Source organism: Paractinoplanes rishiriensis (assembly GCF_016862375.1).
Taxonomy (GTDB): Bacteria; Actinomycetota; Actinomycetes; order Mycobacteriales; family Micromonosporaceae; genus Actinoplanes; species Actinoplanes rishiriensis.
Window position 1 is genome coordinate 1 of sequence record NZ_BOMV01000095.1, and the last position, 25,949, is coordinate 25,949.

Sequence of the window (25,949 nt, forward strand, 5' to 3'; positions counted from 1 at the left end):
CGCCGCCCGCGAAGGTTGCGCCGCCCGCGAAGGTTGCGCCGCCCGCGAAGGTTGCGCCGCCCGCGAAGGTTGCGCCGCCCGCGAAGGCTGCGCCCGTCAACAGGGCTGGTCCGGCCACGAAGGCCGCCGAGCCCGCTGCGCCGGCCAAGAAGGCCGCGGAACCCGCTGCTCCCGCCAAGAAGGCGGTGAAGAAGGCGGTAGCCCGCAAGGCGCCGGCCACGAAGGAGACCAGGGCGGCCGAGCCGACCGCGCCGGCCGGCACCGCGGAATCGCCGGTGGCCGCCGTGAAGGAGGCCGCCGCGGCGACCGAGCTTCCGTTTGTGGCGCCGGTGCACCCGGTGGAGCAGCCCTCGGGGGACGGCAACGCGGCGCGGAACGCTGCCGGACCGGCCAGGAAAGCGGCGCCCCCGCGGCGGGCGTCCGCCAAGCGTGCGCCCGCGAAGAAGGCGGCCAGGAAGGCCGCGCCGAAGAGCCCGGAGGCGTAGCAGCATGACGTTCCCGCACTCCCCGCAGCCCGGCCCGCGCCCGGGCCCGCCGCCCGGCGGTTTCCGGCCCGGCCCGCCGTCTCAGCCGGGCGGATACCATCCGGCGCCGCAGCCCGGCCCGCAAAATCCGGCGCCGGCCGCGCCGTCGCAGGGTTGGGACGAACCGGACGACGGCCGCGACCCGGAGGACACCGGGCACCCCGCGGTGGACGCCGCGCTGCGGTCGCTCGCCAACGCCGCCCGGCTGGCGCCCGGTGAGCAGATCGCCGCCTATGAGGCCGCGCACCAGGTGCTCCAGGAAACCCTGGCGAGCATCGACCGCTGATGGCCCGTCGTGCTCGTCTCGACGCCGAACTCGTCCGCCGCAAGCTGGCCCGCTCCCGCGAGCAGGCCGCCGCGCTGGTCGAGGCCGGCCGGGTGCAGGTCCGCGGGACCGTCGCCCGCAAGGTGGCCGCCATGGTCGACCCGGCCGACCCGGTGCTGGTCACCGGCGCGGACCCGGCCACCGAATACGTGTCCCGCGGCGGGCACAAGCTGGCCGGTGCGCTGGCGGCGTTCGGCCCGCGCGGGCTGACCGTCACCGGCCGCCGGTGCCTGGACGCCGGCGCGTCCACCGGCGGGTTCACCGACGTGCTGCTGCGCGCCGGCGCCGGCCAGGTGGTTGCGGTCGACGTCGGCTACGGGCAGCTGGCCTGGCCGATCCGCAACGACGACCGGGTCGTGGTGCTGGAGCGCACCAACGTGCGCACGCTGACCCCCGAGCTGATCGGCGGGCCGGTCGGTCTGACCGTGGCCGACCTCTCGTTCATCTCGCTGCGCCTGGTGCTGCCCGCGCTCGCCGCCTGCACCGATCCCGGCGGCGATCTGACACTGATGGTGAAACCCCAGTTCGAGGTGGGCAAGGAACGGGTAGGCACCGGTGGCGTGGTCCGCGACTGGCGGTTGCGGGCCGAGGCCGTGCTGGACGTCGCCGCGGCGGCCGCCGAACTGGGGCTGGGCGTGTCCGGAGTGACCGCCAGCCCGCTGCCGGGGCCGAGCGGGAACGTCGAGTTCTTCGTCTGGTTCCGCCGGGACGCCCCGCCCGCCGATCAAGCGGAGATCGACCGAGTGGTCGCCGCGGGGCCCTCCGGGGAGGTAGCTTCTGCCCCGCCGGAAAATGTGCCCTTGGAGGATGAATGATGCGATCGGCCCTGCTGGTTACGCACACCGGGCGCCGGCAGAGCACGCAGCATGCTCGGGCCGTCGCCCGGGACCTGCTGGCTGCCGGTTTCGAGGTGCGGGTCGTCGCCGAGGAGGCGGCCGACCTCGACCTGCCCGAGGAGGTGACCGCGGTCGCCGGTCCGACCGCGGCCGACGGCGTCGAGATCGTGCTGGCGCTGGGCGGGGACGGCACGTTCCTGCGCGCCGCCGAACTGGCCCGGCCGGTCAAGGCGCCGCTGCTCGGCATCAACCTGGGCAAGGTCGGCTTCCTGGCCGAGGCCGAGATCGAGCACCTCGACCAGGCCGTCCAGGATGTGGTCAACGGCACGTACACGGTGGACGAGCGGCTCACTCTCGACATCCGGGCCGAGTACGACGGACGCCTGATCGCCGATTCCTGGGCGCTCAACGAGGTGAGCGTCGAGAAGGGGCAGCGGGCGCAGATGCTCGAGCTGCTGGTCGACGTGGACGGCCGCCCGCTGGCCCGGTACGGCTGCGACGGCGTGGTGTGTGCCACCCCCACCGGCTCCACGGCGTACGCATTCTCGGCCGGCGGCCCGGTGGTGTGGCCCGAGGTGGAGGCGCTGCTGCTGGTGCCGATCAGCGCGCACGCACTGTTCAGCAAGCCGCTGGTGACCGCTCCGACGTCGTCGTTCGTGGTGACCGTCGACCCGTACACGTCGTTCGCGGTGCTCTGCTGCGACGGACGCCGCACCTGGGACCTTCCGCCGGGCGCGAAGGTCACGGTCGAGCGTGGTCAGTTGCCGGTACGGCTGGTGCGGCTGTCGCCGCGGCCGTTCACGGACGTGCTGGTCGCCAAGTTCGCCCTCCCGGTGGAGGGCTGGCGGGGGAATCGACGTTAATCAACGGTTTTGTCTGGGGTTTTCCGCCGCGGGCCAGCTCAAGCTCGAGAGGACCGCGCTGGGCAATTGTCGGTGGGCCCCGTTACTGTCTGCGCTGTGCTTGAGGAGTTGCGCATCACCGGGCTCGGCGTCATCGACGACACGACGCTGAAACTGACGACGGGGATGAACGTCATCACCGGCGAGACCGGTGCCGGTAAGACCATGGTCGTGACCGGCCTCGGCCTGCTGTTCGGCGGCCGGGCCGACGCCGGCCGGGTGCGCGCCGACCCGGGCCGGGCCGTGGTCGAGGGCCGGCTGCGGCTGCGCGGCACGCTGGCCGACACGGTGCAGACGCGCATCACCGAGGCCGGTGCCGAGGTCGACGACGACGGCTCGGTGCTGCTCAGCCGCACCGTGACGATCGAGGGCCGGTCCCGGGCGCACGTCGGCGGCCGCAGCATGCCGGTGGCCATGCTCGGCGAGGTGGGCGAGCAGGTGCTGGCCGTGCACGGACAGTCCGACCAGCTGCGCCTGCTGCGTCCGGCCGAGCAGCGCGGCGCGCTCGACCGGTTCGCCGGCCCCGAGCACGAAAAGCTGCTGGAGACCTATCGCGAGGCGTTCGGTCGCTGGCGTCAGGTGGTCGACGACCTGGCCGACCGGCGGCGCAACGCGCGGGCCCGGTCGCAGGAGGCCGACCTGCTCAAGCTCGGGCTCGACGAGATCAACCGGGTCGACCCGCAGCCCGGCGAGGACGACGAGCTGCGCACCGAGGTGCAGCGGCTGGAGCACGCCGAGGGTCTGCGGGTGGCGGCGGCCACCGCGGCGCAGGCGCTGGCCGGCGGGGTCGAGACGGCCGACGACACCCTGGACGCGACCCAGCTGCTCGGCACCGCCCGGCGCACGTTGGAAGCGCAGTCCTCGGTCGACCCGTCGCTGTCCGATCTGGCGCAGCGGATCGAGGAGGCGGCCACCCTGGTGGGTGATGTCTCGGCCGAGCTGTCGGCCTACCTGAGCTCGCTGGACGCCGACCCGGCCCGGCTCGAGCAGATCTACGAGCGGCGGGCGGTGCTGCGCGGCCTCACCCGCAAGTACGCGGACGACGTCGAGGGCGTGATCGCCTGGGCCGACAACGCGCGCTCCCGGCTGGCCGCGCTGGACACGTCCGACGAGTTGCTCGAGGAGCTCGACAAGGAACGTCAACGGCTGGCCGCCCAGGTGGGCGAGCTGGCGGTGCGGCTCACCACGGCCCGCGCCGAAGCGGCCACCCGGTTCTCCGAGGCGGTCAGCGTCGAGCTGGCCGGGCTGGCCATGCCGCACGCGCGGGTCGAGGTGGCGGTGCTGCCCCGCCCGGCCGGCAAGGACGACCCGACCGTGACCGTCGACGGTGCCGAGCTGGGCGTCGGCCCGGACGGCGCCGACGAGGTCGAGCTGCGGCTGCGGGCCCACCCCGGCGCGCCGTCGCTGCCGCTGCAGAAGGGCGCGTCCGGCGGCGAACTGTCCCGGGTGATGCTGGCCATCGAGGTGGTGTTCGCCGGGGCCGGTGGTCCGCCGACGCTGGTGTTCGACGAGGTGGATGCGGGCGTGGGTGGCACCGCGGCGGTCGAGATCGGCCGGCGGCTGGCGCGCCTCGCGCGTACCCATCAGGTTTTGGTGGTGACCCACCTGCCGCAGGTGGCCGCATTCGCCGATCGCCACCTGGTGGTCGCCAAGGACACCGGCGGCGCGATCACCACGAGCGGGGTGCGCATCGTCGAGGAGACCGAACGCGCCCGTGAGCTGGCCCGCATGCTGGCCGGGCTGCCCGATTCCGACCTCGGGATCGCGCACGCCGAGGAACTGCTGGCGGTGGCCGCCCGCGAAAAAAGGTAGCGCGGAAAAGGTAGGCTGGCCGTCGTCGGACTAGCGGGGCGCTTTGCCCCTTTTGTGGGTGAGATCGCGCATGTCGCGTGCCAGGCGTGTGATCCGGCATGTCAGGATGGCCGTGATGCGACTTCCCACCTTGCGCCGGACCAGGAGCGCCGACCCCGACGCGATCACCGGCACCGCCCGCCTCGACCGCCGCACCAAGCGGTTGACGGGTCGGCTGCGCCCGGGTGACATCGCGGTCATCGACCACGTGGACATCGACCGGGTCGCGGCCGACGCGCTGGTCGCGGCCGGGGTGGCCGTGGTGCTGAACGCGAAGCCGTCGATCTCCGGCCGGTACCCGAACCTCGGCCCCGAGGTGCTGATCAAGAACGGTGTCCTACTCGTCGACGATCTCGGCGAGGAGGTCTTCCAGCGGCTGCACGAGGGCGACCTGGTCACCGTCGACGGTGACACCGTGCTGGTGGACGGCGAGGCGGTGGCCTCCGGCGTGCGGCAGGACTCGGACACCGTGGCGGTGGCGATGGCCGACGCCCGCGAGGGTCTGTCGGTGCAGCTGGAGCAGTTCGCGGCGAACACCATGGACTACCTCAAGCAGGAGCGCGACCTGCTGCTCGACGGCGTCGGCGTGCCGGACGTGCAGACCAAGATCGCGGGCCGGCACGTGCTGATCGTGGTGCGCGGCTACGACTACAAGGACGATTTGGACGTCCTGCGGCCGTACATCCACGAGTACAAGCCGGTGCTGATCGGGGTGGACGGTGGCGCCGACGCGCTGGTCGAGTCCGGGTACACCCCCGACCTGATCATCGGCGACATGGACTCGGTCACCGACGACGTGCTGCGCTGCGGCGCCGAGGTGGTCGTGCACGCGTACCCGGACGGCCGGGCCCCCGGACTCGAGCGGGTGCACCAGCTCGACATCGCGGCGCTGACCTTCCCGGCCGCGGCCACCAGCGAGGACCTCGCGATGCTGCTGGCCGACGAGAAGGGCGCCACCCTGATCGTCGCGGTCGGCACGCACGCCAACCTGGTCGAGTTCCTCGACAAGGGCCGCGGCGGCATGGCCTCGACGTTCCTGACCCGGCTCAAGGTCGGCGGCAAGCTGGTGGACGCCAAGGGGGTGAGCCGGCTCTACCGGCAGAACATCTCCGGTTCGGCGCTGTTGCTGCTGGTGCTCTCGGCGATGGCCGCGATGGCATCGGCCGTGGCCGTGTCGACCATCGGACGGGCGTACCTCACCGTGGTTTCCGAGTGGTGGGACAATCTGGTTTTCCAGCTGGGACACCTTTTCTAGAAGCCCGGGGCTCGTAGTGATCAACTTCCGGTACCACGTGGTGTCGCTCACCGCGGTCTTCCTGGCTCTGGCCATCGGCCTGGTCGTGGGCACCGCCGCGCTCAACGGGCCGGTGGCGGACAACCTCAAGGACCAGATCGCCGCGCTGAACAAGGACAACAGCAACAAGCGCGACCAGATCAACCAGTACCGCGAGGAGATCAACCGCAACCAGGAGTTCGCCACCGAGATCGCCCCGGCCCTGCTGAACGGCAAGCTGCCCGGCCGCAAGCTGGTGGTGGTGGCGCTGCCCGGCACGTCGGAGTATGTGGACGGCGTGGTCGCGATGCTCAAGGTGGCCGGTGCCACGGTGACCGCGCAGGTCACCGTGCAGGACAAGTTCTTCGACCCGGCCATGGCGTTCGAGCTGCTCGACCTGGCCAGCCAGTCGTCGCAGCCGACGATCCGCACCGACGGGCTGCCGCTGAACAGCGACGGCGTGGAGACGGCGAGCGCCCAGCTGGCCCTGGCCCTGTACCAGCGCGGCGGCACCCCGCCCAGCGCCGAGGACGTGACGACGGTGCTCACCGCGTACACCCGAGGGGGTTATATCGCCGTCTCCGAGCAGGCGACCGGCGGTGCCGAGGGTGCGGTGATCATTTCGGGCGAGCCGGCGTCGGACAAGGACGCCGCGAAGAAGAGCCAGTCCGCGGTGATGGTGGCGACCCAGTTCAAGGGCAAGCCGCTGGTGGTGGCGGGTCTGGGCGCCGGCGACGGCAACCTGATCTCGGCCGTACGGGGCGACCCGACGCTGGTCAAGGAGATCTCCACGGTGGACAACGCGAGCACGGTGGACGGCCAGGTGGCGACCGCGCTGGCTGCCGCCGAGCGGCTGGTGCAGAACCAGGTCGGACAGTACGGCCTGGCTGCCGGCGCCGCCTCGATGGTGCCCAAGGCCGCGTCGTAGCGTCCGGTCTCTAGACTTCCCTGCCATGGCCACAGGAGTTTTCCGGGCGTTCGGCATCGGCGCCTCCGTCGCCCGCGGGGCGCTCGCCTGGATCCGCCGCGACCCGCAGGCGGCCGCGCTCGACCGCACCAACTTCCACGGACGCACGGTCACCCTGGCCGGCGGCCCGGCGCTCGCGCTCGGTGCCACCGTGGGTGCCGCGCTCGGCGCGCCCAGCGGACGGGTGGCGGCGGCCGCGGTCACCGCGGGTGCGGTGTCCGGCGCGGTCGGCCTCTACGACGACGTCGTCGGCAACCGCCCCGAGCAGAAGGCGGCCAAGGGCTTCGCCGGCCACCTGGGCGCGCTGCGCGAGGGCCGGGTCACCAGCGGCCTCGTCAAGATCGCCGGAGTGGGCGCGGCCGGCCTGGTCGCGTCGGCGCTGGTCGGCAGCCGGCGCACCGGGTTCCTCGGCCGCACCACCGACGTGCTGCTCGGCGCCGGGGTCATCGCCGGCACGGCCAACCTGATCAACCTGCTCGACCTGCGCCCCGGCCGGGCGATCAAGGCGTCCGCGGCGATCGGCGCGCCGCTGGCCCTGCGCCGCGGCGGCGGGGTGGCGGCCGGCACGCTCGGTGCCGGCGCCGCGCTGCTGCCCGACGACCTCGGCGAGGAGATCATGCTGGGCGACGCGGGCGCCAACGCGCTGGGCGCGCTGCTCGGCGTCGCCCTGGTGGCACGCACCGGGCCGGCCGGCCGGGCGGCGGCCCTGGCGGCGCTGGCGGCACTGACCGCGGCCAGCGAAAAGGTGAGCTTCACCCAGGTCATCCAGGACACCCCATGGCTGAGGCGACTGGACGAGCTGGGCCGCCGGCCCGCGTGACCGCCACCTCCGCGACCAAGATTGCCGGCGCGGCGGCGCTCATCACCGTTCTCACGGTGGTCTCCCGGATCGCCGGGTTCGGGCGCACCCTCGTCTTCCTGCGCACGGTCGGCCGGGACGACCTCGCCGACATCTACAACGCCGCCAACACCATCCCGAACATCGTGTTCGAGCTGGTCGCCGGCGGCGCGCTGGCCAGCCTCGTGGTGCCGCTGCTGGCCGGGCACGTGGCGGCCGGCGACCGGCAGCGGGTCGGCGCGGTCGCCTCGGCGCTGCTGACCTGGGTGCTGGTCCTGCTCGTACCGCTGGCCGTGCTGGTCGCGGTGCTGGCCGGCCCGATCGCCGGGCTGCTCGGGGTGCCACCGGCGCACGCCGAGGTGGCCGCCGGCATGCTGCGGGTCTTCGCGCCGCAACTGCCGCTGTACGGGATCGGCATCGTGCTCACCGGCGTCCTCCAGGCCCACCACCGGTTCGCCTGGCCGGTGCTCGCCCCGCTGCTGTCCAGCGTCACCGTGATGGGCGCGTACCTCTCCTACGCCCTGGTCGACGGCGCCCGCAGCGACTTCGCCGGGCTGAGCCGCAGCGGTGAGCTGATCCTGTCGGCCGGCACCACGGCCGGCGTCGTGGTGCTGGCCCTGTGCCTGCTCATCCCGCTGCGCCGGCTGCGGTTGCGGCTGCGGCCCGCGCTGCGGTTCCCGGGCGACGAGGCCCGGCAGGCGGTGCGGCTCGGCTGGGCCGGCGCGGTCACGGTCGGCTCGCAGCAGGTGATGACGCTGGTGGCGATCCTGCTCGCGGTGGGCACCGCGCTGACCGACTACAACGCGGCGCAGACCGTGTTTCTGCTGCCCTGGGCGGTGCTGGCGGTGCCGCTGGCCACCGCGGCCTACCCGACGCTCGCGGCCGCGGCCAGCCAGGGCGACGAGGAGACCTACCGCTCGGCGCTGTCCGGCGCCGCGCGCACGATCATGCTGACCGCCGGGCTGGGTGTGGCCGCCCTGGTGGCGTTGGCCGGGCCGATCGCGTACCTGATCGGCGCGGGTCCGGCCTCGTCGGGGATCGCCGCCTTCGCGCCCGGCCTGTTCGGGTACGCCCTGTTCGCGCTGCTGTCCCGGGCGCTGTACGCCCGCGGTGGCACCCGCGCCGCCGCCTTCTCGACCGCGGCCGGCTGGCTGGTCGCGGCCGGCACGGCGCTGGCGCTGGCCGGGCTGGGCGACGACCGGCGGCTGCTCGGGCTGGGCCTGGCCAACGCGGCCGGAATGACCGTGATCGGGGTGCTGCTCGTGCTCGCCGTCCGGCGGCACGCCGGTCCGGCTGCCCTGGCCGGGCTGGGCCGCGCCGCCGCCGTCGGTATCGTGGCCGCGGGAACCGCCGCGGCCGCAGGCTGGGGCGTGGTGGCCGGAATCGGACACCTGGTCGGTGCCGCACCCACCCTGGGCGGCAGCGTGGTGCAGGGCGTGCTGGGCGGCGTCGTGGTCCTGGTGGTGTTCCTGGCGGTGACCTACCCACTGAACCGGCGCGACCTGGCCCCGATGGTGCGCCGCCTGGGCAGAAAGTGAGGGAACGAGTGGACGACGGTTGGCGCGGCTCGGTGGCGCTCGTGCTGGCATCCAGCACCGGCGGGATCGGGCAGCACGTCGCCTCGCTGGCCCGCGGACTGCGCGCGGCCGGCTGCGAGGTGCTGGTCTGCGGGCCGGCGGCGACGGACGAGCTGTTCGGCTTCAGCGCGTCCGGTGCACCGTTCGTCGCGGTGGAGATCCCGGCCAACCCCGGCGCCCAGGACGCCGGCGCGATCCGGCAGCTGCGCACCGCGCTCGCGTCCCGGCCGATCGACGTGGTGCACGCGCACGGCCTGCGGGCCGGGTTCGTCGCCGGGATGGCCCGCCCGGGCGTCCCGATCATCGTGACCTGGCACAACGCGGTGCTCGCCAAGGGCCTGCGCGGGCAGGCGTCGGCGCTGGTCGAGCGGATCGTGGCACGCGGCGCGACGCTGACCCTGGGCGCCTCGGAGGACCTGGTGACCCGGGCCGCCGCGCTCGGCGCCCGCAACGCCCGGCTGGGTGCGGTGGCCGCGCCCACGCTGACCCCGCCGCGGCGCAGCCGGGCCGCGGTGCGCGCCGAGTTCCGGCTGCGGCCGGAGACGCCGATGATCCTGTCGGTCGGCCGGCTGCACCCGCAGAAGCGGTACGACCTGCTGGTCGACGCGTCCGCCCGGTGGCGTGAGCTGAACCCGGCGCCGGTCGTCGTGGTGGCCGGCTCCGGGCCCAGCTACATGTCGCTGGCCCAGCGCGCCTCCGAGAAGCACGCCCCGTTCTATCTGCTGGGCCGCCGCAGCGACGTGCCCGACCTGCTGACCGGCGCCGACCTCGCGGTGGTCACCAGCGACTGGGAGGCCCGCCAGCTGTTCACCCAGGAGGCGCTGACCGCGGGCGTCCCGCTGGTCACCACTGCGGTGGGCGGGCTGCCCGGGCTGGTCGGCGACGCGGCCGTGCTGGTACCGCCGGGTGACGTGGACGCGCTCGACAAGGCGGTCCGCGACCTGCTGGCCGACCCGGACCGGCGCGCCGACCTGGCCGCTCGCGGCGTCCGCCGGGCGACCACCTGGCCGGGCGAGGCCGACACGGTCGACGCGGTACGGGCGGCGTACGCGGAAGTGACGGCCCGGGGGTGAGCCTTCTCGACGGGTTCCGCCGGGTGCGCCGGGTCAACACCCCGGACCGGCGGGCCGCGGCCTGGCTCCCGTACGCCCTGGTTCTGCTCGCGGTGGCCGCCAGCCTCACCGGCCTGACCGTGCGCCCGACCGCCGGCACCCCGTCCCGCACGGTCGACTACGTGATCGTGGCGGGCGCGCCCGGCCTGCGCTGGGACGACCTGGACCCGCAGCGCACCCCGGCACTATGGCAGGAGGCCACCCGCGGCTCGATCGGCTGGCTGTCGGTGCGCTCGGCGCAGCGGGTCACCTGCCCGGCGGACGGCTGGGTCACGCTGGGCGCCGGCAACTACGCGGCCTATCCGCGCCCGGGAGCCGAGCGGAGCCGGTGTGACCCGCCCGCGCCCGAACTCACCCGGCCGGACGCGATCGGCGCGAACATCACCAACCAGCGCAACGTGGTGCGCGACAACCAGGACCGGCTGCCGTACGGCGCGGTGCCGGGCGCGCTGGCCGAGACGCTGCGCTGCACCACCGCGGTCGGACCGGGCGCGGCGATCATGGCGGCCCGGCCGTTCGGCCGGGTCGACAAGTACCAGGCCGACCTGCCCGCCAACCCGGCCCCGCTGCTGTCCGACTGCCAGCTCAGCGTCGTCGACCTGGGCACGGTGGCCGGTTCCGGCGCCGAGCGGGCGGCCGCGGTGGCCCGGGCCGACGCGATCCTGGCCCGGGTGGTGGCGGCCCGCCCGGAGCGGTCGCTGCTGCTGGTGGCCGGCCTGTCCGACACCGACCGGGGCTCGCGGCTGCACCTGGCGATCGCGGCCGGGGAGGGCTGGAACGGCGGCTGGCTCACCTCGGCCGGCACCGGCCGGGTCGGCTACCTCCAGCTGATCGACCTGGCCCCGACCGTGCTGACCGCGCTCGGCAAGGCGTGGCCGGAGAAGCTGTTCGCGGGCCGGGCCGCCACCGTGGTGCCCGGCCGGCCGGCCGGTGTGGCCGACGCGGTGCAGGGCCCGCACAACGCCGACAAGCGGGCCACCGCCCAGCGCGCGGTCGCTGCGATCTTCTTCACCGTGCTGGCGATCCTGCTGTTCCTGCTGTTCGTGGCCATCGTGCCGGTGCTGGGCCGGGCCCGGCGGCACTCCCGGCCGACCCGGCCCGCGCTACCGCCGCCGCACCTGGTGGCGGGTTTCGAACTGGCCCTGATCGCGGCCTCGCTGGCCATCCCGGCGGCGCTGGTCGCGGACGCCACCCCGTGGTGGCGGGCCGGCCGTCCGGCCTGGGCGTTCGCGCTGGCCACCGCGGCGCTGATCGTGGTCGGCACGGTGCTGATCCGGGTGGCGCCGCGTTACCAGCGCACCCTGTGGCCGCTGGGCGCGTCGGCCGGTGTCGCCGCCGTGGTGGTCGCGATCGACCTGCTGACCGGGGCGCAGTTGCAGCTCAACGGCGTGGCCGGGTATTCGGCGACGATCGGTGCCCAGTACGCCGGGGTCGGCGGGGTCGGTGTCGGCGTGTTCGTGGCCGGCCTGCTGGTGCTGTCCGGCTGCCTGGCGCAGTGGGTCAGCAAGCCCTGGCGCCCGGTGATCGTGGTGCTGCTCGGCGGGGTGGGCGTGGTGATGGTCGGCAGCCCGTACCTGGGTGCGGACGCGGTCGGGGCGATCGCGGTGACGGCCGGGGTGTGCGTGGCCGCGGCGATCAGCACCGGCGGCTGGCTGACCTTCCCGCGGTTCGCCTGGGCCGCGCTGGCCGGGCTCGCGGTGACGATCGGGTTCGCGGTGCTCGACCTGCGCCGGCCCGCCCTGGAGCAGGGCAGCCTGGGCCGGCTGCTGACCGAACTGAGCAACGGCACCGGCGGCCCGGCCATGCAGCGCGCGGCCGCGGCCAACGGCGAGACGCTGCTGCACAGCCCGCTGACGATCGTGGCCGTGGTCGGCGTGCTGATGCTGGTCTTCTGCCGCTTCTCGCCGTGGGGCGGGCTGAGCCGGGTGTTCGGCCTGCACCCGGCGCTGCGCGCGGCCGGCGCCGGGATCGCGGTGGCCACCCTGCTGGCCGGCATCCTGGGCGGGACCGCGCTGGTGGTAGCCGGTGCGGCGGCCGCGGCCGTGGTGCCCACCACGGTGCTGACCGTGCTGCGGGTGCTGCTGCACGCCGCGGACCGCACCCGGCCCGAGGGCGAGACCGACGGCCCGGGCGGTCCGGCCCTGCGCAAATCCGACGAAGATCACTTAGCGGCACGCTGACACGCGCCACGAGCAGCCCGAACGTGCGGACGCGGTCGCAGGTGTTACGGTGGACTCCCGTGGATGGGGCGTGGCCCCGGTCTGCATGACCTTCCTACAGGCGACCACGGGAGCGGGCGTTGGCCTCATCAGTGCGCGACACGCGGCACATCTTCGTCACCGGGGGCGTCGCCTCCTCGCTGGGCAAGGGGCTGACCGCCTCGAGTCTCGGCAATCTTCTGACCGCGCGCGGACTGCGGGTCGTCATGCAGAAACTCGACCCCTACCTCAACGTCGATCCCGGAACGATGAACCCGTTCCAGCACGGCGAGGTGTTCGTGACCGAGGACGGCGCCGAGACCGACCTGGACGTCGGTCACTACGAGCGTTTCCTCGACCGTGATCTGTCCGGCAAGGCGAACGTGACCACCGGCCAGATCTACTCGGCGGTCATCGCCAAGGAGCGCCGCGGCGAATACCTGGGCGACACCGTGCAGGTGATCCCGCACGTGACCAACGAGATCAAGGAACGCATCTTCGCGATGGCCGACCCGGACGAGTACGGCCGGGTCCCCGACGTGGTGATCACCGAGGTCGGCGGCACGGTCGGCGACATGGAGTCGCTGCCGTTCCTGGAGGCGATCCGCCAGGTGCGCCACGAGGTCGGCCGGGACCGGATCTTCTACCTGCACGTCTCGCTGGTGCCCTACCTGGCGCCGTCCGGCGAGCTCAAGACCAAGCCGACCCAGCACTCGGTGGCCACCCTGCGCAACATCGGTATCCAGCCGGACGCTCTGGTCTGCCGCAGCGACCGGGAGATCCCCGAGAAGCTCAAGCACAAGCTGGCGCTGTACTGCGACGTGGACCGCGAGGCCGTGGTGGCGGCGCCGGACGCGCCGAGCATCTACGACATCCCCAAGGTGCTGCACCGGGAGGGCCTGGACGCGTACGTGGTGCGCCGGCTGGGCCTGTCCTTCCGCGACGTGGACTGGTCGACCTGGGACGATCTGCTGCACCGGGTGCACCATCCGAAGCGGACCATCACGATCGCGCTGGTCGGCAAGTACGTCGACCTGCCGGACGCGTACCTCTCGGTGAGCGAGGCGATCCGGGCCGCCGGCTTCGCGAACAACGTCAAGGTGCAGCTGCGCTGGGTGCCCAGCGACGACTGCGACACCGCGTCCGGGGTGTCGGTGGCGCTCAAGGGCGTCGACGGCGTGGTCATCCCCGGTGGGTTCGGGGTCAGGGGCATCGAAGGCAAGGTCAACACATCCCGGTACGCCCGGGAGAACCAGATCCCGATCCTCGGTCTGTGCCTGGGCCTGCAGTGCATGACGATCGACGCGGCCCGCAACATGGCGGGTCTCGCCGGGGCGAACTCGCTGGAGTTCGACGAGCGGGCCCCGTACCCAGTCATCTCCACGATGGCCGACCAGCAGGACATCGTGGCCGGCAAGGGCGACCTGGGCGGCACCATGCGGCTCGGCGCCTACCCGGCCGAGTTGCGGGCCGGCTCCATCGTCGCCGAGGTCTACGGCGAGCAGGAGATCTCCGAGCGGCACCGGCACCGGTACGAGGTCAACAACGACTACCGGGAGAAGCTGGCCCAGGCCGGGCTGGTCTTCTCGGGCACCTCGCCGGACGGCCGGCTGGTCGAGTTCATCGAGCTGGACCGCGAGACCCACCCGTACTTCGTGGCCACCCAGGCACACCCCGAGCTCAAGAGCCGGCCGACCCGGTCGCACCCGCTGTTCGACGGGCTGGTCAAGGCCGCGATCGAGTACGCGGCGGCCGACGAGCTGCCGGTCGACCCCGCGTGAGCGCCTTCGCGCACGTGACGGTGTCCCGCGTCGAGCGCTACGCGGGCCCGATCTTCACGGTCTACAGCGACCAGGTCACCATGTCGTCCGGCTCGACCGCGGGCCGCGACGTGGTGTGCGCCAAGGGGGCGGTCGGCGTGGTGGCCCTCGACGACGTCGACCGGGTGGTGCTGATCCGGCAGTACCGGCACGCCGTCGGCGAGCGCCTCTGGGAGCTGCCGGCGGGCCTGCGCGACGTGGCCGGCGAAGACCTGGTCCGGGGCGCGGCCCGCGAGCTGGCCGAGGAGACCGACCTGGTGGCCGGCCGCTACGACCTGCTGATCGACCTGCACACCTCGCCGGGCTTCACCGACGAGCCGATCCGGATCTTCCTGGCCCGGGAGATCAGCGCGGTGCCCGAGCACGAGCGGCACGTCCGGCACGACGAGGAGGCCGACCTGGAGATCGCCTGGTTCGACCTGGACGAGGCGATCGCGATGATCTTCCGTGGCGAGATCACCAACGCCGCGGCGGTCGGCGGCCTGCTGGCCGCCGCCCGGGCTCGCGACGAGGGCTGGGTCACCCTGCGTCCCGCCTAGGGTCACCCGTGGGGTGTCACCCACACGCAGGGTGCGACCGGGTGGGCGGCTGCCGGCCTAGCCTGCCCGGCGTGCGTATCGCCATCACCGCTGCCGAGACGTCCGACAACTTCGCCCTGACCGCCCTGGCGGCCTGGTTGCGCACCGACCCGGACGTCCGGCGGCAGGCCATGGTGACCGAGCGGCCGTCCGGCACGGTGGAGCTCGCGCTGCGGCACGCCGGCGCGGTCACCAGCATCCTGCTCGCGTACGGGGCCTGGCGGACCAGCCGGGCCGACCGCCCGGCCGTCATGATGCGGGTCCGCGGCGTGCCGGTGCGGCTGGACGGCCCCACGCCGGAGGCGGCCGCGTGGATCGAGGCGCTGCTCACCGTGGATCCGGAACTCGTGCTCGGGTCGCGCCGAGGCTGACGGGGCTGGTGCTGAAGGGGCCGCGCAGGGCGGCCCACTGCAGCAGCATGACGGTCTTGGCGTCGGCGATCCGGCCGTCGCCGATCCGGTCCAGCGCCTCGTCGAAGTCCAGCTCGACGACCTCGATGTCCTCGCCCTCGGCGGGCAGTCCGCCGCCCGGGCCGGTGCGGTCCGCGGCGGTGTACGGCGCCGCGTAGAAGTGCAGGCGCTCGGTCACCGAGCCGGGGCTCATCCAGACGCCGAAGACGTGCTCGAGCGCGCCCACCGTGACGCCCAGTTCTTCGCCGGCCTCGCGGCGGATCGCGGACGCCGGGTCGTCGTTGTCCAGTAGGCCGGCCGCCGCCTCGACGAGCATGCCGTCGGGGTGCCCGTTCACGTACGCCGGATAGCGGAACTGCCGGGTGAGCAGCACGGTGCGCCGGTCCGGGTCGTACAGCAGCACGGTCGCGCCGTCGCCGCGGTCGTAGGTCTCGCGCTGCTCGCGCGACCAGCTGCCGTCCCGGCGCCGGTAGTCGTAGGTGGTGCGGCGCAGCACGTGCCAGGCGGTGGCGATCAGCTCCACGTCGCGGATCACGACGTCCGGGTTGCCGGTGAGGTCGCGGCCGGCGCGGTCCAGCCCGGTGCGGCCGCGGGCGTCCGGCACGTCGACGCCGGGGGTGCTGGTGATCGTCATGCCGGCAACGTACACTGCCAAACGCGCAACAGTCGACAACAATGAGGAGAAACACGGATGCTGCCCGCGGAGCGTCGTGACCTGCTGCTGGCGCGGCTGCGCGCCGACGGCAAGCTGGTCGCCAAGGAGATCGCGGCCGAGTGGGGCATCCCCGAGGACAACATCCGGCGGGACCTGCGCGACCTGGCCGCGGCCGGTCTGTGCCAGCGGGTGTACGGCGGGGCGCTGCCGGCCGCACCGGCCGCCGCCGACTACGCCACCCGGACGTCGGTCGCCCAGGCCAGCAAGCGGCGGGTGGCCGAGGCCGCGGTGGCGCTGATCCGGCCCGGCGCCACGGTGCTGCTGGACGGCGGCACCACGGCACTGGCGGTCACCGCGGCGCTGCCGGTCGGCCTGGACGTCACCGTGGTCACGCACAGCCCGACCGTGGCGGCCGCCCTCGTCGGCCATCGGCGGGCCGACGTCTATCTGCTGGGCGGCCGCTTGTTCAAGCACTCGGCGGTGACCTGCGGCGCCGCCACGGTCGAGGCGGCCGCGCGGGTCACCGCCGACCTGTTCCTGCTCGGTGTCACCGGCGTGCACCACCGGGCCGGGCTGACCACCGGCGACCCGGACGAGGCGGCCATGAAACGGGCGCTGGCCGGCCGGGCCGCCGAGACCTACGTGCTGGCCAGCTCCGAGAAGATCGGTGCCGCATCGCCGTTCGAGGTGCTCCCGTTCGCCGCGGTGACGGGGGTGATCACCGATCTGGCGGGGGAGCACCCCGAACTCGTGCGGCTGCGCGAGGCGGGTGCCCCGCTCTCGCTCAGCTGCGCGTGATGGAGACGTTGTCGACCGCGGCCTCGATCAGCGAGCCGGTGCCGGTGTCGGCGGCCTCCACCGACAGCCGGACCGACTGCCCGGCGAAGCTGGACAGGTTGACCGTGGCGGTCGACCAGGCGGCGCCCCGGTTGCTGGCCGCGCCGGCCTGGGTGAACACCGTGCTGGTGGTCGACCCGATCACCCGCACCCGCAGGTAGTCGCCGCTGGTCGCGTTGTTCAGGTGGGCCAGGTAGTAGGCGAAGGTCAGGGTGATCGTGCCGGCCGGCAGCGTGATCGACGGCGAGACGATCGAGGTGGTGCCGCCGTCCACGTCGTTGTCGCCGGCCGTCGACCCGGCCGTCGCGCCGGTCACCAGCTCGTACGAGCCGGCCGCCGCGGTGCCGAGCTGGGTGGTCACGCCGCTCGACGAGGTCGCGCCCGGGATGCCGCGCTCGAACCGGCCCGAGGTCGCGGTGTCCGCGGTGCCGGCGGTCCAGCCGGTGGCCGTCTCGAAGCCGTCCGACCACACCGGCGTGCCGGGCGTCGGGCCGGTGCCGCCGTCACCGCTGAGCGCCCAGACCGTGTACGCGATGGCGTCCGCGTTGCGGTTGAGCGCGGTGTCGTTGACGTTGGCGGTGGTGTCGCAGGACGCGTGGTAGCACGGGTCGAACGCGCCGGTCGTGCCGCCCCACAGGGTGACCTGCGCGGAGGTCTTGCGGCCCTCGGCGCCGGTGAAGATGCCGCCGGCCGGGATGCCGGCCGAGATGAACGGGCCGTAGTCGCTGCGGCCGTCGAAGTCGGTGCCGCGGGTGGGCACGCCGATCGACGTGAAGTAGGCGGCGAGGGTCTGCTCGATCTGCGCCGAACCGGCCGGACCGGGGCCCGCGCCCACGCCGTCCGAGTTGTCCCCGTCGTACAGGAAATATCCGGGGTTGGGCGAGCCGACCATGTCGAAGTTCAGGTATCCGGTGATCGCCGAACGCTGCGCGGTGGTCAAGCCGTTCACATACGCGCGCGAGCCGCGCAGGCCCAGTTCCTCGGCGCCCCACCAGGCGAAGCGCAGGTGCCGGTCGGGCTGGTGACCGGTGCGCGCCACGGCCAGGGCGACCTCGAGGTTGGCGGCCGAGCCGGTGCCGTTGTCGTTGATGCCCGGACCGGCCGTGACGCTGTCCAGGTGCGCGCCGATCATCAGGGTGTCGCTGGTGTCGCCGCCCGGCCAGTCGGCGATCAGGTTGTACCCGGTCGCGCCGTTGTAGGTGAACGACTGCTGGGTGGTGGTGTAACCGGCGGCGTCGAGCAGGCCCTTCACGTACGTGACCGAGGCGAGGTAGCCCGGGCGTCCGTGTGCCCGGTTGCCGCCGTTGGCGTTCGCGATGTTCTGGAACTGGGTCAGGTGCGCCTTGACGTTGGCCAGCGGGATGTCGGGAGCGGCGGCCACCAGGGCCTGGGCCGCGCGGGGAACGGCGGCCTGTGCCGGTACCGCGGCGGTCAGGGACGTCACCAGCGCCGCCGCGCCGAGAAGGGCCGCACCGGGTAGGGGAAATGCTCGCACGAAGTTCCTCCGTGGGCTCGCGGACCGGGGCGTTGCCGGGTACGGCAACGGTGAGGCGAGCATGCCAGCGGATCCGGGCAGGTCACTCATCCCAGTCGATGCATAATATTCACACACTTGACAGCGATGTCGCAGGTCCCCGTACATTGGGAGCGCTCCCAAACATTCCGGGCATGGGCACGGTGTTGCGGTGCGGATCGGGGGACCGCCGTGCCGGGACGGAACAAGGCCGGCGCGGACGTCCGCGCCGGCCTTCCGTCGTTCCGGTTAACTACGGGGTGGTCTGCGGGAAGCGCAGCACCCGGTCGTCGGTGGCCGCCGGCGTGCCGCGGCCGTCCCGGTTGCTGGTGGTCACCCAGAGGAAGCCGTCCGGGCCCAGTTCCACCGTGCGCAGCCGGCCGAACTGGCCGGTCAGCTCGGCGACCGGGGTGCCGGCGCCGCCGTCACCGGTGAGCGGCACGGTCCACAGCCGGGTGCCACGCAGCGCGGCGGCGTAGAGCGTGTCGCCGGCGATCGCGGCGCCGCTGGGCGAGGCCTGCGCGGTCGACCACTGCACGATCGGGTTGCGGAACCGTGGGTCGGTGCTGTTGCCCTCGACCGTGGGCCAGCCGTAGTTGGCGCCGGCCACGATGTGGTTCACCTCGTCCCAGGTGTTCTGCCCGAACTCGGTGGCGAACAGCCGGCCCTGGGCGTCCCAGGCCAGGCCCTGCACGTTGCGGTGGCCGAGGCTGTAGACCAGCGAGCCCGCGGTCGGGTTGTCGGCCGGGGCGCTGCCGTCCGGGTTCATCCGCAGGATCTTGCCGTTGCGGCTCTGCGGGTTCTGCGCGAGCGCCGTGTTGCCGGCGTCGCCGACCCCGGCGTACAGCTTGCCGTCCGGACCGAACTTGATCCGGCCGCCGTCGTGGATGGTGGCCTTGGCCAGGCCGGTCAGGATCGGCGTCACGCCCTGCTGGCCGAGCTGGAACCGGACGATCCGGTTGTCGTTGGCCGCGGTGAAGTACGCGTACACGAGATTGTCCTGCGCGTAGGTCGGCGACGCGGCCAGGCCCAGCAGGCCGCTCTCGCCGCTGGCCACGACGCCGGGCACGGTGAACACCGGCTCAGGCGCGGCGCCCGGGCGCAGGCGCAGGACCCGGGCCGAGTTGCGCTCGGCGGCCAGCGCGCTGCCGTCCGGCAGGAAGGTGAGGCCCCACGGCACGGTGAGGCCGGTGGCCACCACCTGTGGGCTGTCGAAGTCGAAGCTGGGTGTCGCCAGGACGGCCGGCTGTTCCGCTTCGGCGGTGGTGGCGGTCAACGCCACTCCGGCCGCGAGAATGGCGGCGCAGGCAGCGGAGGTGGCGGCGAATCGCCTGCTCATGAACGTCCTCCGGGTTCGAGTGAAGTGATGGCTGTCAATATTACACGGGCGCAACGGAGAAAAGGTTCAGACCGGACGCGCGACAACCGATTAGCGACCCGGATGCGGCACGGGGCCGTGGCGAACGGGGGGACCAGTTGGGAGCCGGAACGCGCGTCTGGACGGCGCCCCTCACCCTCGTGACGATGGGGTTGTTCCTGGTCGAGATGACCTGGTTCGTCCTCAACATCGGTGAGCGGACCGGACCGCCGATCCTCGGCATGGCGCCCGTCATGATCGGTGCCGCGGTGGCCATGTACGCCTTCTGGTGCACCTGGCACACCCCGGGGCTGCCGTGGCCGGTGCAGCGGTTCTGGCGCAGCATGACGGTCGCCTCGGCGCCCGTCGTGCTCATGCAGCTCACCGACCTGCCCGGTTATCTCAAGAGCCCCAGCGTCACGCCGAACCCGGTCAGCCTCGGCCTCTACGGCGCCTCGATGATCGTGATCGTGGTGGCCCTGTACCGGCTGCCGATGGAGTCGCGCGGCCCCGGCGGCCGGCTCCGGCTGATGCTCGACTGCGCCACGGTCACCCTGGCCGCGCTGCTGGTCATCTGGTACGCGGCGCTGAGCAAGCTCGCCGAGAGCGACGACACCGAACTGCTCGTCACCACGGCCGTCGCCTCGGTGGCGCTCGCGCTGGTGGTGCTGGCCTTCGCCAAGGTGGTGCTCTCCGGCGGCCGCACCATCGAGCCGTACGCCCTGCGCGCGTTCGGGGTCGGGCTCGGCGCGCAGATGCTGGGCACCTTCGCCACCCCGCTGATGCTGGAAACCCCGTGGGTCACCCCGGAGCCGCTCGGCCGGTCGCTGATGTACCTCATCGTGGTGGCCGGCGCGGCCTACCAGATCCGTGCCGCCGGCCTGCCCGTCGCCCGGCGGCGGCGGTCCAAGGAGCGAGCGTTCAGCCCGGTGCCGTACCTGGCGATCGCGCTGGTCGACGGCTTCCTGCTGTACGCGATCCGGGACTCCGGCGGCGCCACCCTGGTCATCGGCGGCGGCGCGGTCGCGCTCACCGGCCTGGTGATCGCCCGCCAGCTGGCCGCGTTCCGGGAGAACAGCCGCCTGATCACCGAGGTGCGCTCGTACCACGACCAGCTCGCCTACCAGGCCAACCACGACTCGCTGACCGGCCTGGCCAACCGCGCCCTGTTCAACACCGAGTTCGAGAACGCGGTCGGCGCCGACCGCCTGCACCTGGCGCTGGTCGACCTCGACGACTTCAAGGCCGTGAACGACACGTCCGGGCACCACGTCGGCGACGGCCTGCTGATCGCGGTGGCCGAGCGGCTGCGTGCCAGCGTCCGCCCCGGCGACCTGGTCGCCCGGCTCGGCGGCGACGAGTTCGCGGTGCTGCTGCACGACCTGGCGCCGGCCGGGGCAGACGCGGTCGCGGCCCGGATGCTCGCCACCCTCCAGCAGCCGCTGTCGGTCGACGGCCACCAGCTCACCGTACGGGCCAGCGTCGGCGTGGTGGACGCGTCCGAGGCAACCGACCCGGCCGAGCTGATGCGCCACGCGGATGCCGCGATGTACCAGGCCAAGCACGCCGGCAAGGGCCGCTTCGCCCGGTACGACGCCGGCGAGGTGCCGGCCATGACCGTCCGCGCGCGCCTCATCGAGGACCTCGGCCAGGCCGTGGACCGCGACCAGCTGGTGCTGCGCTACCAGCCCATCGTCGGCCTGCCCGGCGAGACCCTGCTCGGCGTCGAGGCGCTGCTGCGCTGGGAGCACCCCGAGCGCGGCACGGTGCCGCCGCTGGACTTCCTGCCGGCCGCCGAGGAGACCGGCCTGATCGTGCCGATCGGCCGCTGGGTGCTGACCACTGCGTGCGCGCAGGCGGCCACCTGGCTGCGCGACTTCCCCGCGCACGCGCCGCAGGCCGTCAACGTCAACGTCTCACCGCTCCAGCTGCGCGACGACGGCCTGGTCGGCGACGTCGCCGCGGCCCTGCACGCGGCCGGCCTGGCCCCGCACCACCTGGTCATCGAGGTGACCGAGACCGCGGCCGTCGACGACCGTGCGGCCGCGACCCTGGCCGCGCTGCGCGACCTGGGGGTACGCATCTCGCTGGACGACTTCGGCACCGGCCACTCGGCGCTGTCCGTGCTCGGCGCCTGCCCCGTCGACCAGCTCAAGCTGGATCGCTCGTTTGCCGACCCGGCCCGCGAGCCGGTGGCGGTGGCGCTGGCCCGCATCGCCGAGGCGCTGGGTGTCGAGGCCGTCGCCGAGGGCATCGAGTCACCGGCCCAGGCCGCCCGCCTGGCCGCCCTCGGCTACCGGCTGGGCCAGGGCTACCACTTCGACCGCCCGCTCACCCCGGACGAGGTCGGCACCAGGCTGGCCGGGCACGCGGTCCCCGCGTACGGCTAAACGGGACCCCCGCCGAAGCCGATCTCGTTGCCCTCCGGGTCGTGGAAGACCGCCTTGCGCACCCCGTTGTCGTACGTCTCCACCTTGGTCGGGGCGATGCCGCGGCCCGCGATCGCCGCGATCCGCTCCTCGAAGTCCCCGACGAAAACCGTGATCATCGCGTGCCCGGCCCGCTCCGGCAGATGCTCGACGTAGAGCGACCGGCTCTCCGCCAGCTCCCACACCACCTCACCGTCGTGCACCACGAACGAGGGCGGCGAGCCGAGCAGCCGCTCGTACCAGGCCAGGGCCGCCGGATAGTCGGCGACCGCGATTCCCGCGTACAGATCAAGCCCCATGCGGCTCATCGTAGGGGCGGCGGCTAGTCAGTCAGCAGGCGCTCGGGGCGGCCGTTGTGGTCGCGGCGCCAGCGCAGGCCCATCGCGTCGCGGAGTTCGGTGCGGGCCGCCACCAGGGTCTCCTCGCCGTACGGGGCGTTCAGGGTCAGCTCGCGGCGTTCGTCGGGGCCGACGATCGTCTGTACCGGTACCACCGTGCAGCGGCCGTCGGTCAGGGTCACCGGGCGGCCGTTGAGGGTGAGTGAGACGTGCACGTCGAAGACCGGGCGCTGGCTGTAGTTGACGAGCACGACGTCGGCGGTGCCGGAGCCGGTGGTGGCCGACGTCACCGACACCACGAGGCTGGCCTGGCCGGCCTCGGCGTCGGCACGCTGAGCCTCCAGGCGGGCGATGTCGATGCGGCGGACCCGGCGTTCGAACAGCAGCGCCACCACGGTGACCACCAGAACCGCGGCGGTGAGCAGTGCGGCGGCCGACGCGGCCAGGGCCTCGACGGCATTCCAGTCGACGGCGGCGGCGATCATGCCGTGGATTATGGCAGCCTGCGTCGACCGGCTACCGTGTTGGCCTATTCCACGCACACCGATATGGGGGCGGAGCGAGGGGTGAGCGACATTTCGTTCCACAAGCTGGTGCCGCAGGATCTCAAGGAATTGGCGGCGGTCGCGCAGACACTCGACAATCAATGGGTTCCGCGGCACCTGCTGGACCGGATGATCGCGGACGGGCTGAGCCTGGCCGACGTCCGGGCCGAGCGGCACGCCGTGGTCCGCACCGAGTATCTGCGGGCTGTCCTCAATGCCGAGCAGCTGGTCATCAACCGGGCCTACTTCATCAACAATCTCGCCGTCATCGAGGATTTCGCCGAGCCGGGACCGGCCCGCGAGGCGTTCAAGCGACTGCTCAGTGACGCCGTCCTGGTCCCGTTCCTGTACGGCGAGACGTCCCCGGTGGACAGCGCGGCCCGCGACCGGATGACCCAGGTCGCCGAGCGGCAGTGGAGCGAACTGGCCGCCGAGACCGAAATGTCGTGCGTGCGGCTGTCCTGGACGGACAGTGTGAATCGGGCCGCCGTCAACAAGGGCCTGGCCGTACGCTTTCACGAGTTCGTCGCCGGTTTGAAGGCGAAATGCCTGGACGGTGGCGACGCCATTTTCGCGAGCCATCTCGGCGTACCGCAAAACGAGATCCCCGCCCTGCGCGACCGGCTCTCCGAGGTTGCCGCCTGGGCCTTCAATTTCGACAAGCGGGTCTTTCGCGAGGACGTCTACCGCGAATTCGTGGTGGCCGAGGGCAGCCCGCCGACGGATGGGCGCTACGACCCGGCCAAGCGTTTCGCGGCGCAGCTCAAGCAACTGGTCGACCTGGCGTACAACACCACGCTGCCGGAGACGCTCGACCGCTATCCGCTGCGGCCGGAGGCGTCGCTGCACCGGGCCGCGCTGCAGGAGTGGAAGCAGCGCCCGGACAGCCGCGGCGCCCGCACCACCGACGCCGACGCCGCGCTGGACGCCGTGATCCGGCGCCGGACTGCGTTCGACATCGCGGCCGCCGAGTTGCCGGTGCCGGCGCTGGCCGACCTCGACCTGGGGCACGTGGCGCGGGCCCGGGCGACCGACGAGTGGCTCGCGTACCGCGACGCCCTGGCCGACCTGGTCACCCACCCCGAGGCGTTCGCCGACAAGGCCGGCGTGCTGCAGCGGCGGTACGCGAAGCTGCTGGACCGGCTCGCGGTGATCGCCGGGCCGCAACCGCGGTCGGTGCCGTTCTCCGCCGGCGTGGGCTTCAACCTCGACTTCTCCGGCGTGCTGGTCAAGGTGCGCTACTTCGCCGAGGGCGCGTACTACCGGGTGTTCGGCACGCCGCCGCCGGACGCGCCGCCGTCGGTGGGCATGTCCCGGGCGGTGATCTCCGGCGAGGGCCCGGACGGCGACGGCGCCCGGCGGGCCGGTCATCACCTGGCCGCCGACCTCCAGCCGTTCGTGGTGGAGGAGCCGGCCGAACTGCTGCGCAAGGTGCGTTCCGACCTGGCCGCGGCGGGCATCCGGGAGGTGGGTGGCGGCAGCGGAGCCCGCGACGGCGGGCTGGAGCAGGACCTGGAGGACAACCAGGCGGCGTGAAGGCTCAGAGGAGCCGCTTGGCCACCGCAATCGCGTACGCGGCCAGGAAGTATTCGTCGGTGACCCGGCCGGCCGCGATCATGTCCGCCAGTTCGTCCGGGGTGACCAGCCGGTACTCGTCGATGCCCTCGACCGCGGCGTCGCCGGCCGGGCGCAGGTCCGGTTCGCGGTCGAGGCGGGCCAGATAGACCTCGATGCCGTCGCCCTCGGCGGCGAGCCGGCCGATCAGTTCGACGGTCTCGACGGTGATTCCGGTCTCCTCCTGGAGTTCCCTGATCGCGGTGGCCGGACCGGCGTCGCCCGGTTCGGCGAAGCCGCGCGGGATCTCCCACTGCCAGTCGCGCACCGCGTGCCGGAACTGCCGCAGCAGCAGGACGCGGCCGTCGGCGAGCACCGGGAGGATGATCGCGCCGTCGCCGGCCTGCCGGCCGATCAGGCGGATGTACGGGCCGGTGTGGCCGTCGCGGAACCGGACGGCGTCGCGGACGGCGATGTAGTACGCGTCCTCGTAGACCACGCCCATGTCGCCGTACTCCTCGGGATGGCCCTGCTCGCGCAGCTTGGCGGCGGACCGGTCGGCGACGTCGTCCTGGGCGGCCCGGTCGAAGAGGATCTCGATGGGCGCGCCGGGCGGGTTGTGGAACAGGGCCGGTCGTTCGGCCCGAAGCTCGTCGTAGCGGGCGAGCCGGCCGGTCCGGCGTTCGTCCGCGCTGCTCACGGCTTGACCGCTACGCCGCCGGCCATGTGCACGTGGACGTCCTCGACCGCCGGGGCGGCCGGGTCTGGTCGCCAGCGGTTGACCAGCACCACCCCCGGGTCGACCAGGTCGAGGCCCCGGAACAGGGCGGCGATCTCGTCCTGGGTGCGTTCGGTGGAGGAGATGCCGCGAGCCCGGTACGCCGCGGTCGCGCGTACGGCATGCGGGTTTTGGGCTGTCACCGTGGAAATCGCCAGCGTGCTGCCGGACGGGAACGGCGCGAGCAGGCCGTCGATGACCGCCTGCGCCTCGCGCTGGTCGGCGATGAACTGGAGCACCGCGATCAGGCTGATCGACACCGGCCGGGTGGGGTCGATGTTTTCCTTGACCTGGTCGGAACCCAGTATCGCCGGCACGTCGCGCAGGTCGGCGTCCAGGTAAGCGGTGGCGCCCTGCGGGGCCGAGGTGAGCAGCGCCCGGGCGTGGACGAGCACGATCGGGTCGTTGTCCACATACACGATCCGGGAGGTCGGATCCACCCGCTGCACCACCTCGTGCAGGTTGGGCGACGTGGGCAGGCCGGTGCCGATGTCCAGGAACTGCCGGATGCCCCGCTCGGCAGCCAGGTAGTGCGCCACCCGTGCCATGTACTGGCGATTTGCCCGCATCGAGAGGGGCAGGGTCGGTGACGTCTTGACGATCTCGTCGGCTGCCACCCGGTCGGCTTCGAAGTTGTCCTTGCCGCCCAGCAGGTAGTCATAGATCCGGGCCGAGTGGGGCACGGAAGTGTTGAGATCCACTGGCATGGGAAGAACTTACCGCACGGTCTAC

Annotated in this window: 24 protein-coding genes; 17 read left to right on the top strand and 7 right to left on the bottom strand. The window is 73.1% G+C overall.

Annotation, left to right across the window (positions count from 1 at the left end; all coding sequences use genetic code 11):
- The 14 genes from Ari01nite_RS41905 to Ari01nite_RS41970 all read left to right on the top strand — a co-directional run.
- The coding region (locus Ari01nite_RS41905) for a hypothetical protein (RefSeq protein WP_438872284.1) at nucleotides 1-485 on the top strand (485 nt) is incomplete at its 5' end.
- 4 nt (nucleotides 486-489) lie between these two features.
- A complete protein-coding gene (locus Ari01nite_RS41910) occupies nucleotides 490-810 on the top strand; it encodes a hypothetical protein (RefSeq protein ID WP_203789249.1) in 321 nt (106 codons plus the stop codon).
- On the top strand, nucleotides 810-1,664 hold the full coding sequence (locus Ari01nite_RS41915; protein WP_203789251.1) for a TlyA family RNA methyltransferase: 855 nt from the start codon (nucleotides 810-812) through the stop codon (nucleotides 1,662-1,664). Before Ari01nite_RS41910 ends, Ari01nite_RS41915 begins: the two co-directional genes overlap by 1 nt.
- Entirely contained in the window at nucleotides 1,661-2,548 is an 888-nt protein-coding gene (locus tag Ari01nite_RS41920) for an NAD kinase (RefSeq protein ID WP_203789253.1), read from the top strand. The genes Ari01nite_RS41915 and Ari01nite_RS41920 overlap by 4 nt, the downstream gene beginning before the upstream one ends.
- Nucleotides 2,549-2,644: 96 nt before the next feature.
- Nucleotides 2,645-4,399, top strand: coding sequence for a DNA repair protein RecN (recN, locus tag Ari01nite_RS41925; RefSeq protein WP_203789255.1), 1,755 nt, complete (start codon nucleotides 2,645-2,647; stop codon nucleotides 4,397-4,399).
- Nucleotides 4,400-4,514: 115 nt separating this feature from the next.
- A complete protein-coding gene (gene steA / locus Ari01nite_RS41930) occupies nucleotides 4,515-5,693 on the top strand; it encodes a putative cytokinetic ring protein SteA (RefSeq protein WP_203789257.1) in 1,179 nt (392 codons plus the stop codon).
- A 16-nt stretch (nucleotides 5,694-5,709) separates the two neighbouring features.
- Nucleotides 5,710-6,639, top strand: a complete 930-nt coding sequence (locus tag Ari01nite_RS41935) for a copper transporter (RefSeq protein WP_203789259.1) — start codon at nucleotides 5,710-5,712, stop codon at nucleotides 6,637-6,639.
- Between the two features lie 25 nt (nucleotides 6,640-6,664).
- Nucleotides 6,665-7,498: a hypothetical protein gene (locus Ari01nite_RS41940; protein ID WP_203789261.1), complete on the top strand. Its 834-nt coding sequence runs from the start codon at nucleotides 6,665-6,667 to the stop codon at nucleotides 7,496-7,498.
- Entirely contained in the window at nucleotides 7,456-9,054 is a 1,599-nt protein-coding gene (gene murJ, locus Ari01nite_RS41945; protein WP_203789263.1) for a murein biosynthesis integral membrane protein MurJ, read from the top strand. The genes Ari01nite_RS41940 and murJ overlap by 43 nt, the downstream gene beginning before the upstream one ends.
- An 8-nt stretch (nucleotides 9,055-9,062) precedes the next feature.
- Entirely contained in the window at nucleotides 9,063-10,166 is a 1,104-nt protein-coding gene (locus tag Ari01nite_RS41950; protein ID WP_203789265.1) for a glycosyltransferase family 4 protein, read from the top strand.
- Entirely contained in the window at nucleotides 10,163-12,385 is a 2,223-nt protein-coding gene (locus Ari01nite_RS41955) for a hypothetical protein (RefSeq protein ID WP_239163475.1), read from the top strand. Before Ari01nite_RS41950 ends, Ari01nite_RS41955 begins: the two co-directional genes overlap by 4 nt.
- Nucleotides 12,386-12,504: 119 nt before the next feature.
- Nucleotides 12,505-14,184 (top strand): CTP synthase, encoded by a 1,680-nt coding sequence (gene pyrG / locus Ari01nite_RS41960; protein WP_203789267.1) that lies wholly within the window; start codon nucleotides 12,505-12,507, stop codon nucleotides 14,182-14,184.
- Nucleotides 14,181-14,762, top strand: a complete 582-nt coding sequence (locus tag Ari01nite_RS41965) for an NUDIX domain-containing protein (RefSeq protein WP_239163476.1) — start codon at nucleotides 14,181-14,183, stop codon at nucleotides 14,760-14,762. The genes pyrG and Ari01nite_RS41965 overlap by 4 nt, the downstream gene beginning before the upstream one ends.
- Nucleotides 14,763-14,833: 71 nt before the next feature.
- Entirely contained in the window at nucleotides 14,834-15,172 is a 339-nt protein-coding gene (locus Ari01nite_RS41970; RefSeq protein ID WP_203789269.1) for an effector-associated constant component EACC1, read from the top strand.
- On the opposite strand, the gene Ari01nite_RS41975 is transcribed toward Ari01nite_RS41970, so the two are convergent.
- Complete coding sequence (locus tag Ari01nite_RS41975; RefSeq protein WP_203789271.1) at nucleotides 15,129-15,845, bottom strand: NUDIX domain-containing protein; 717 nt, start codon at nucleotides 15,843-15,845, stop codon at nucleotides 15,129-15,131. The two genes, Ari01nite_RS41970 and Ari01nite_RS41975, sit on opposite strands and share 44 nt — an antisense overlap.
- Nucleotides 15,846-15,902: 57 nt before the next feature.
- Here Ari01nite_RS41975 and Ari01nite_RS41980 point away from each other — a divergent pair, with 57 nt between their 5' ends.
- Nucleotides 15,903-16,664: a DeoR/GlpR family DNA-binding transcription regulator gene (locus tag Ari01nite_RS41980; RefSeq protein WP_203789273.1), complete on the top strand. Its 762-nt coding sequence runs from the start codon at nucleotides 15,903-15,905 to the stop codon at nucleotides 16,662-16,664.
- Here the strand turns inward: Ari01nite_RS41980 and Ari01nite_RS41985 are convergent.
- A complete protein-coding gene (locus tag Ari01nite_RS41985; protein WP_438872285.1) occupies nucleotides 16,651-18,261 on the bottom strand; it encodes a M20/M25/M40 family metallo-hydrolase in 1,611 nt (536 codons plus the stop codon). The two genes, Ari01nite_RS41980 and Ari01nite_RS41985, sit on opposite strands and share 14 nt — an antisense overlap.
- Nucleotides 18,262-18,469: 208 nt before the next feature.
- Nucleotides 18,470-19,555, bottom strand: coding sequence for a PQQ-dependent sugar dehydrogenase (locus tag Ari01nite_RS41990; RefSeq protein ID WP_203789275.1), 1,086 nt, complete (start codon nucleotides 19,553-19,555; stop codon nucleotides 18,470-18,472).
- Between the two features lie 185 nt (nucleotides 19,556-19,740).
- Between Ari01nite_RS41990 and Ari01nite_RS41995 the strand changes: the two genes are divergently transcribed.
- Complete coding sequence (locus Ari01nite_RS41995; protein ID WP_203789277.1) at nucleotides 19,741-21,963, top strand: putative bifunctional diguanylate cyclase/phosphodiesterase; 2,223 nt, start codon at nucleotides 19,741-19,743, stop codon at nucleotides 21,961-21,963.
- Here Ari01nite_RS41995 and Ari01nite_RS42000 read toward each other — a convergent pair.
- Together Ari01nite_RS42000 and Ari01nite_RS42005 are read right to left on the bottom strand one after the other, a co-directional pair.
- Nucleotides 21,960-22,301, bottom strand: a complete 342-nt coding sequence (locus tag Ari01nite_RS42000; RefSeq protein ID WP_203789279.1) for a VOC family protein — start codon at nucleotides 22,299-22,301, stop codon at nucleotides 21,960-21,962. The genes Ari01nite_RS41995 and Ari01nite_RS42000 overlap by 4 nt on opposite strands.
- A gap of 23 nt (nucleotides 22,302-22,324) precedes the next feature.
- Nucleotides 22,325-22,825: a hypothetical protein gene (locus Ari01nite_RS42005; RefSeq protein ID WP_203789281.1), complete on the bottom strand. Its 501-nt coding sequence runs from the start codon at nucleotides 22,823-22,825 to the stop codon at nucleotides 22,325-22,327.
- Nucleotides 22,826-22,906: 81 nt separating this feature from the next.
- On the opposite strand from Ari01nite_RS42005, the gene Ari01nite_RS42010 reads away from it, so the two are divergent.
- Nucleotides 22,907-24,421 (top strand): hypothetical protein, encoded by a 1,515-nt coding sequence (locus tag Ari01nite_RS42010; RefSeq protein ID WP_203789283.1) that lies wholly within the window; start codon nucleotides 22,907-22,909, stop codon nucleotides 24,419-24,421.
- A 4-nt stretch (nucleotides 24,422-24,425) separates the two neighbouring features.
- Here the strand turns inward: Ari01nite_RS42010 and Ari01nite_RS42015 are convergent, their stop codons facing one another.
- Both Ari01nite_RS42015 and Ari01nite_RS42020 read right to left on the bottom strand, forming a co-directional pair.
- Nucleotides 24,426-25,139 carry an NUDIX hydrolase gene (locus tag Ari01nite_RS42015; RefSeq protein ID WP_203789285.1) on the bottom strand — a complete coding sequence of 238 codons (714 nt, stop codon included), beginning with the start codon at nucleotides 25,137-25,139 and terminating at the stop codon, nucleotides 24,426-24,428.
- Entirely contained in the window at nucleotides 25,136-25,924 is a 789-nt protein-coding gene (locus Ari01nite_RS42020) for an SAM-dependent methyltransferase (RefSeq protein WP_203789287.1), read from the bottom strand. The genes Ari01nite_RS42015 and Ari01nite_RS42020 overlap by 4 nt, the downstream gene beginning before the upstream one ends.
- Nucleotides 25,925-25,949: the final 25 nt, after the last annotated feature.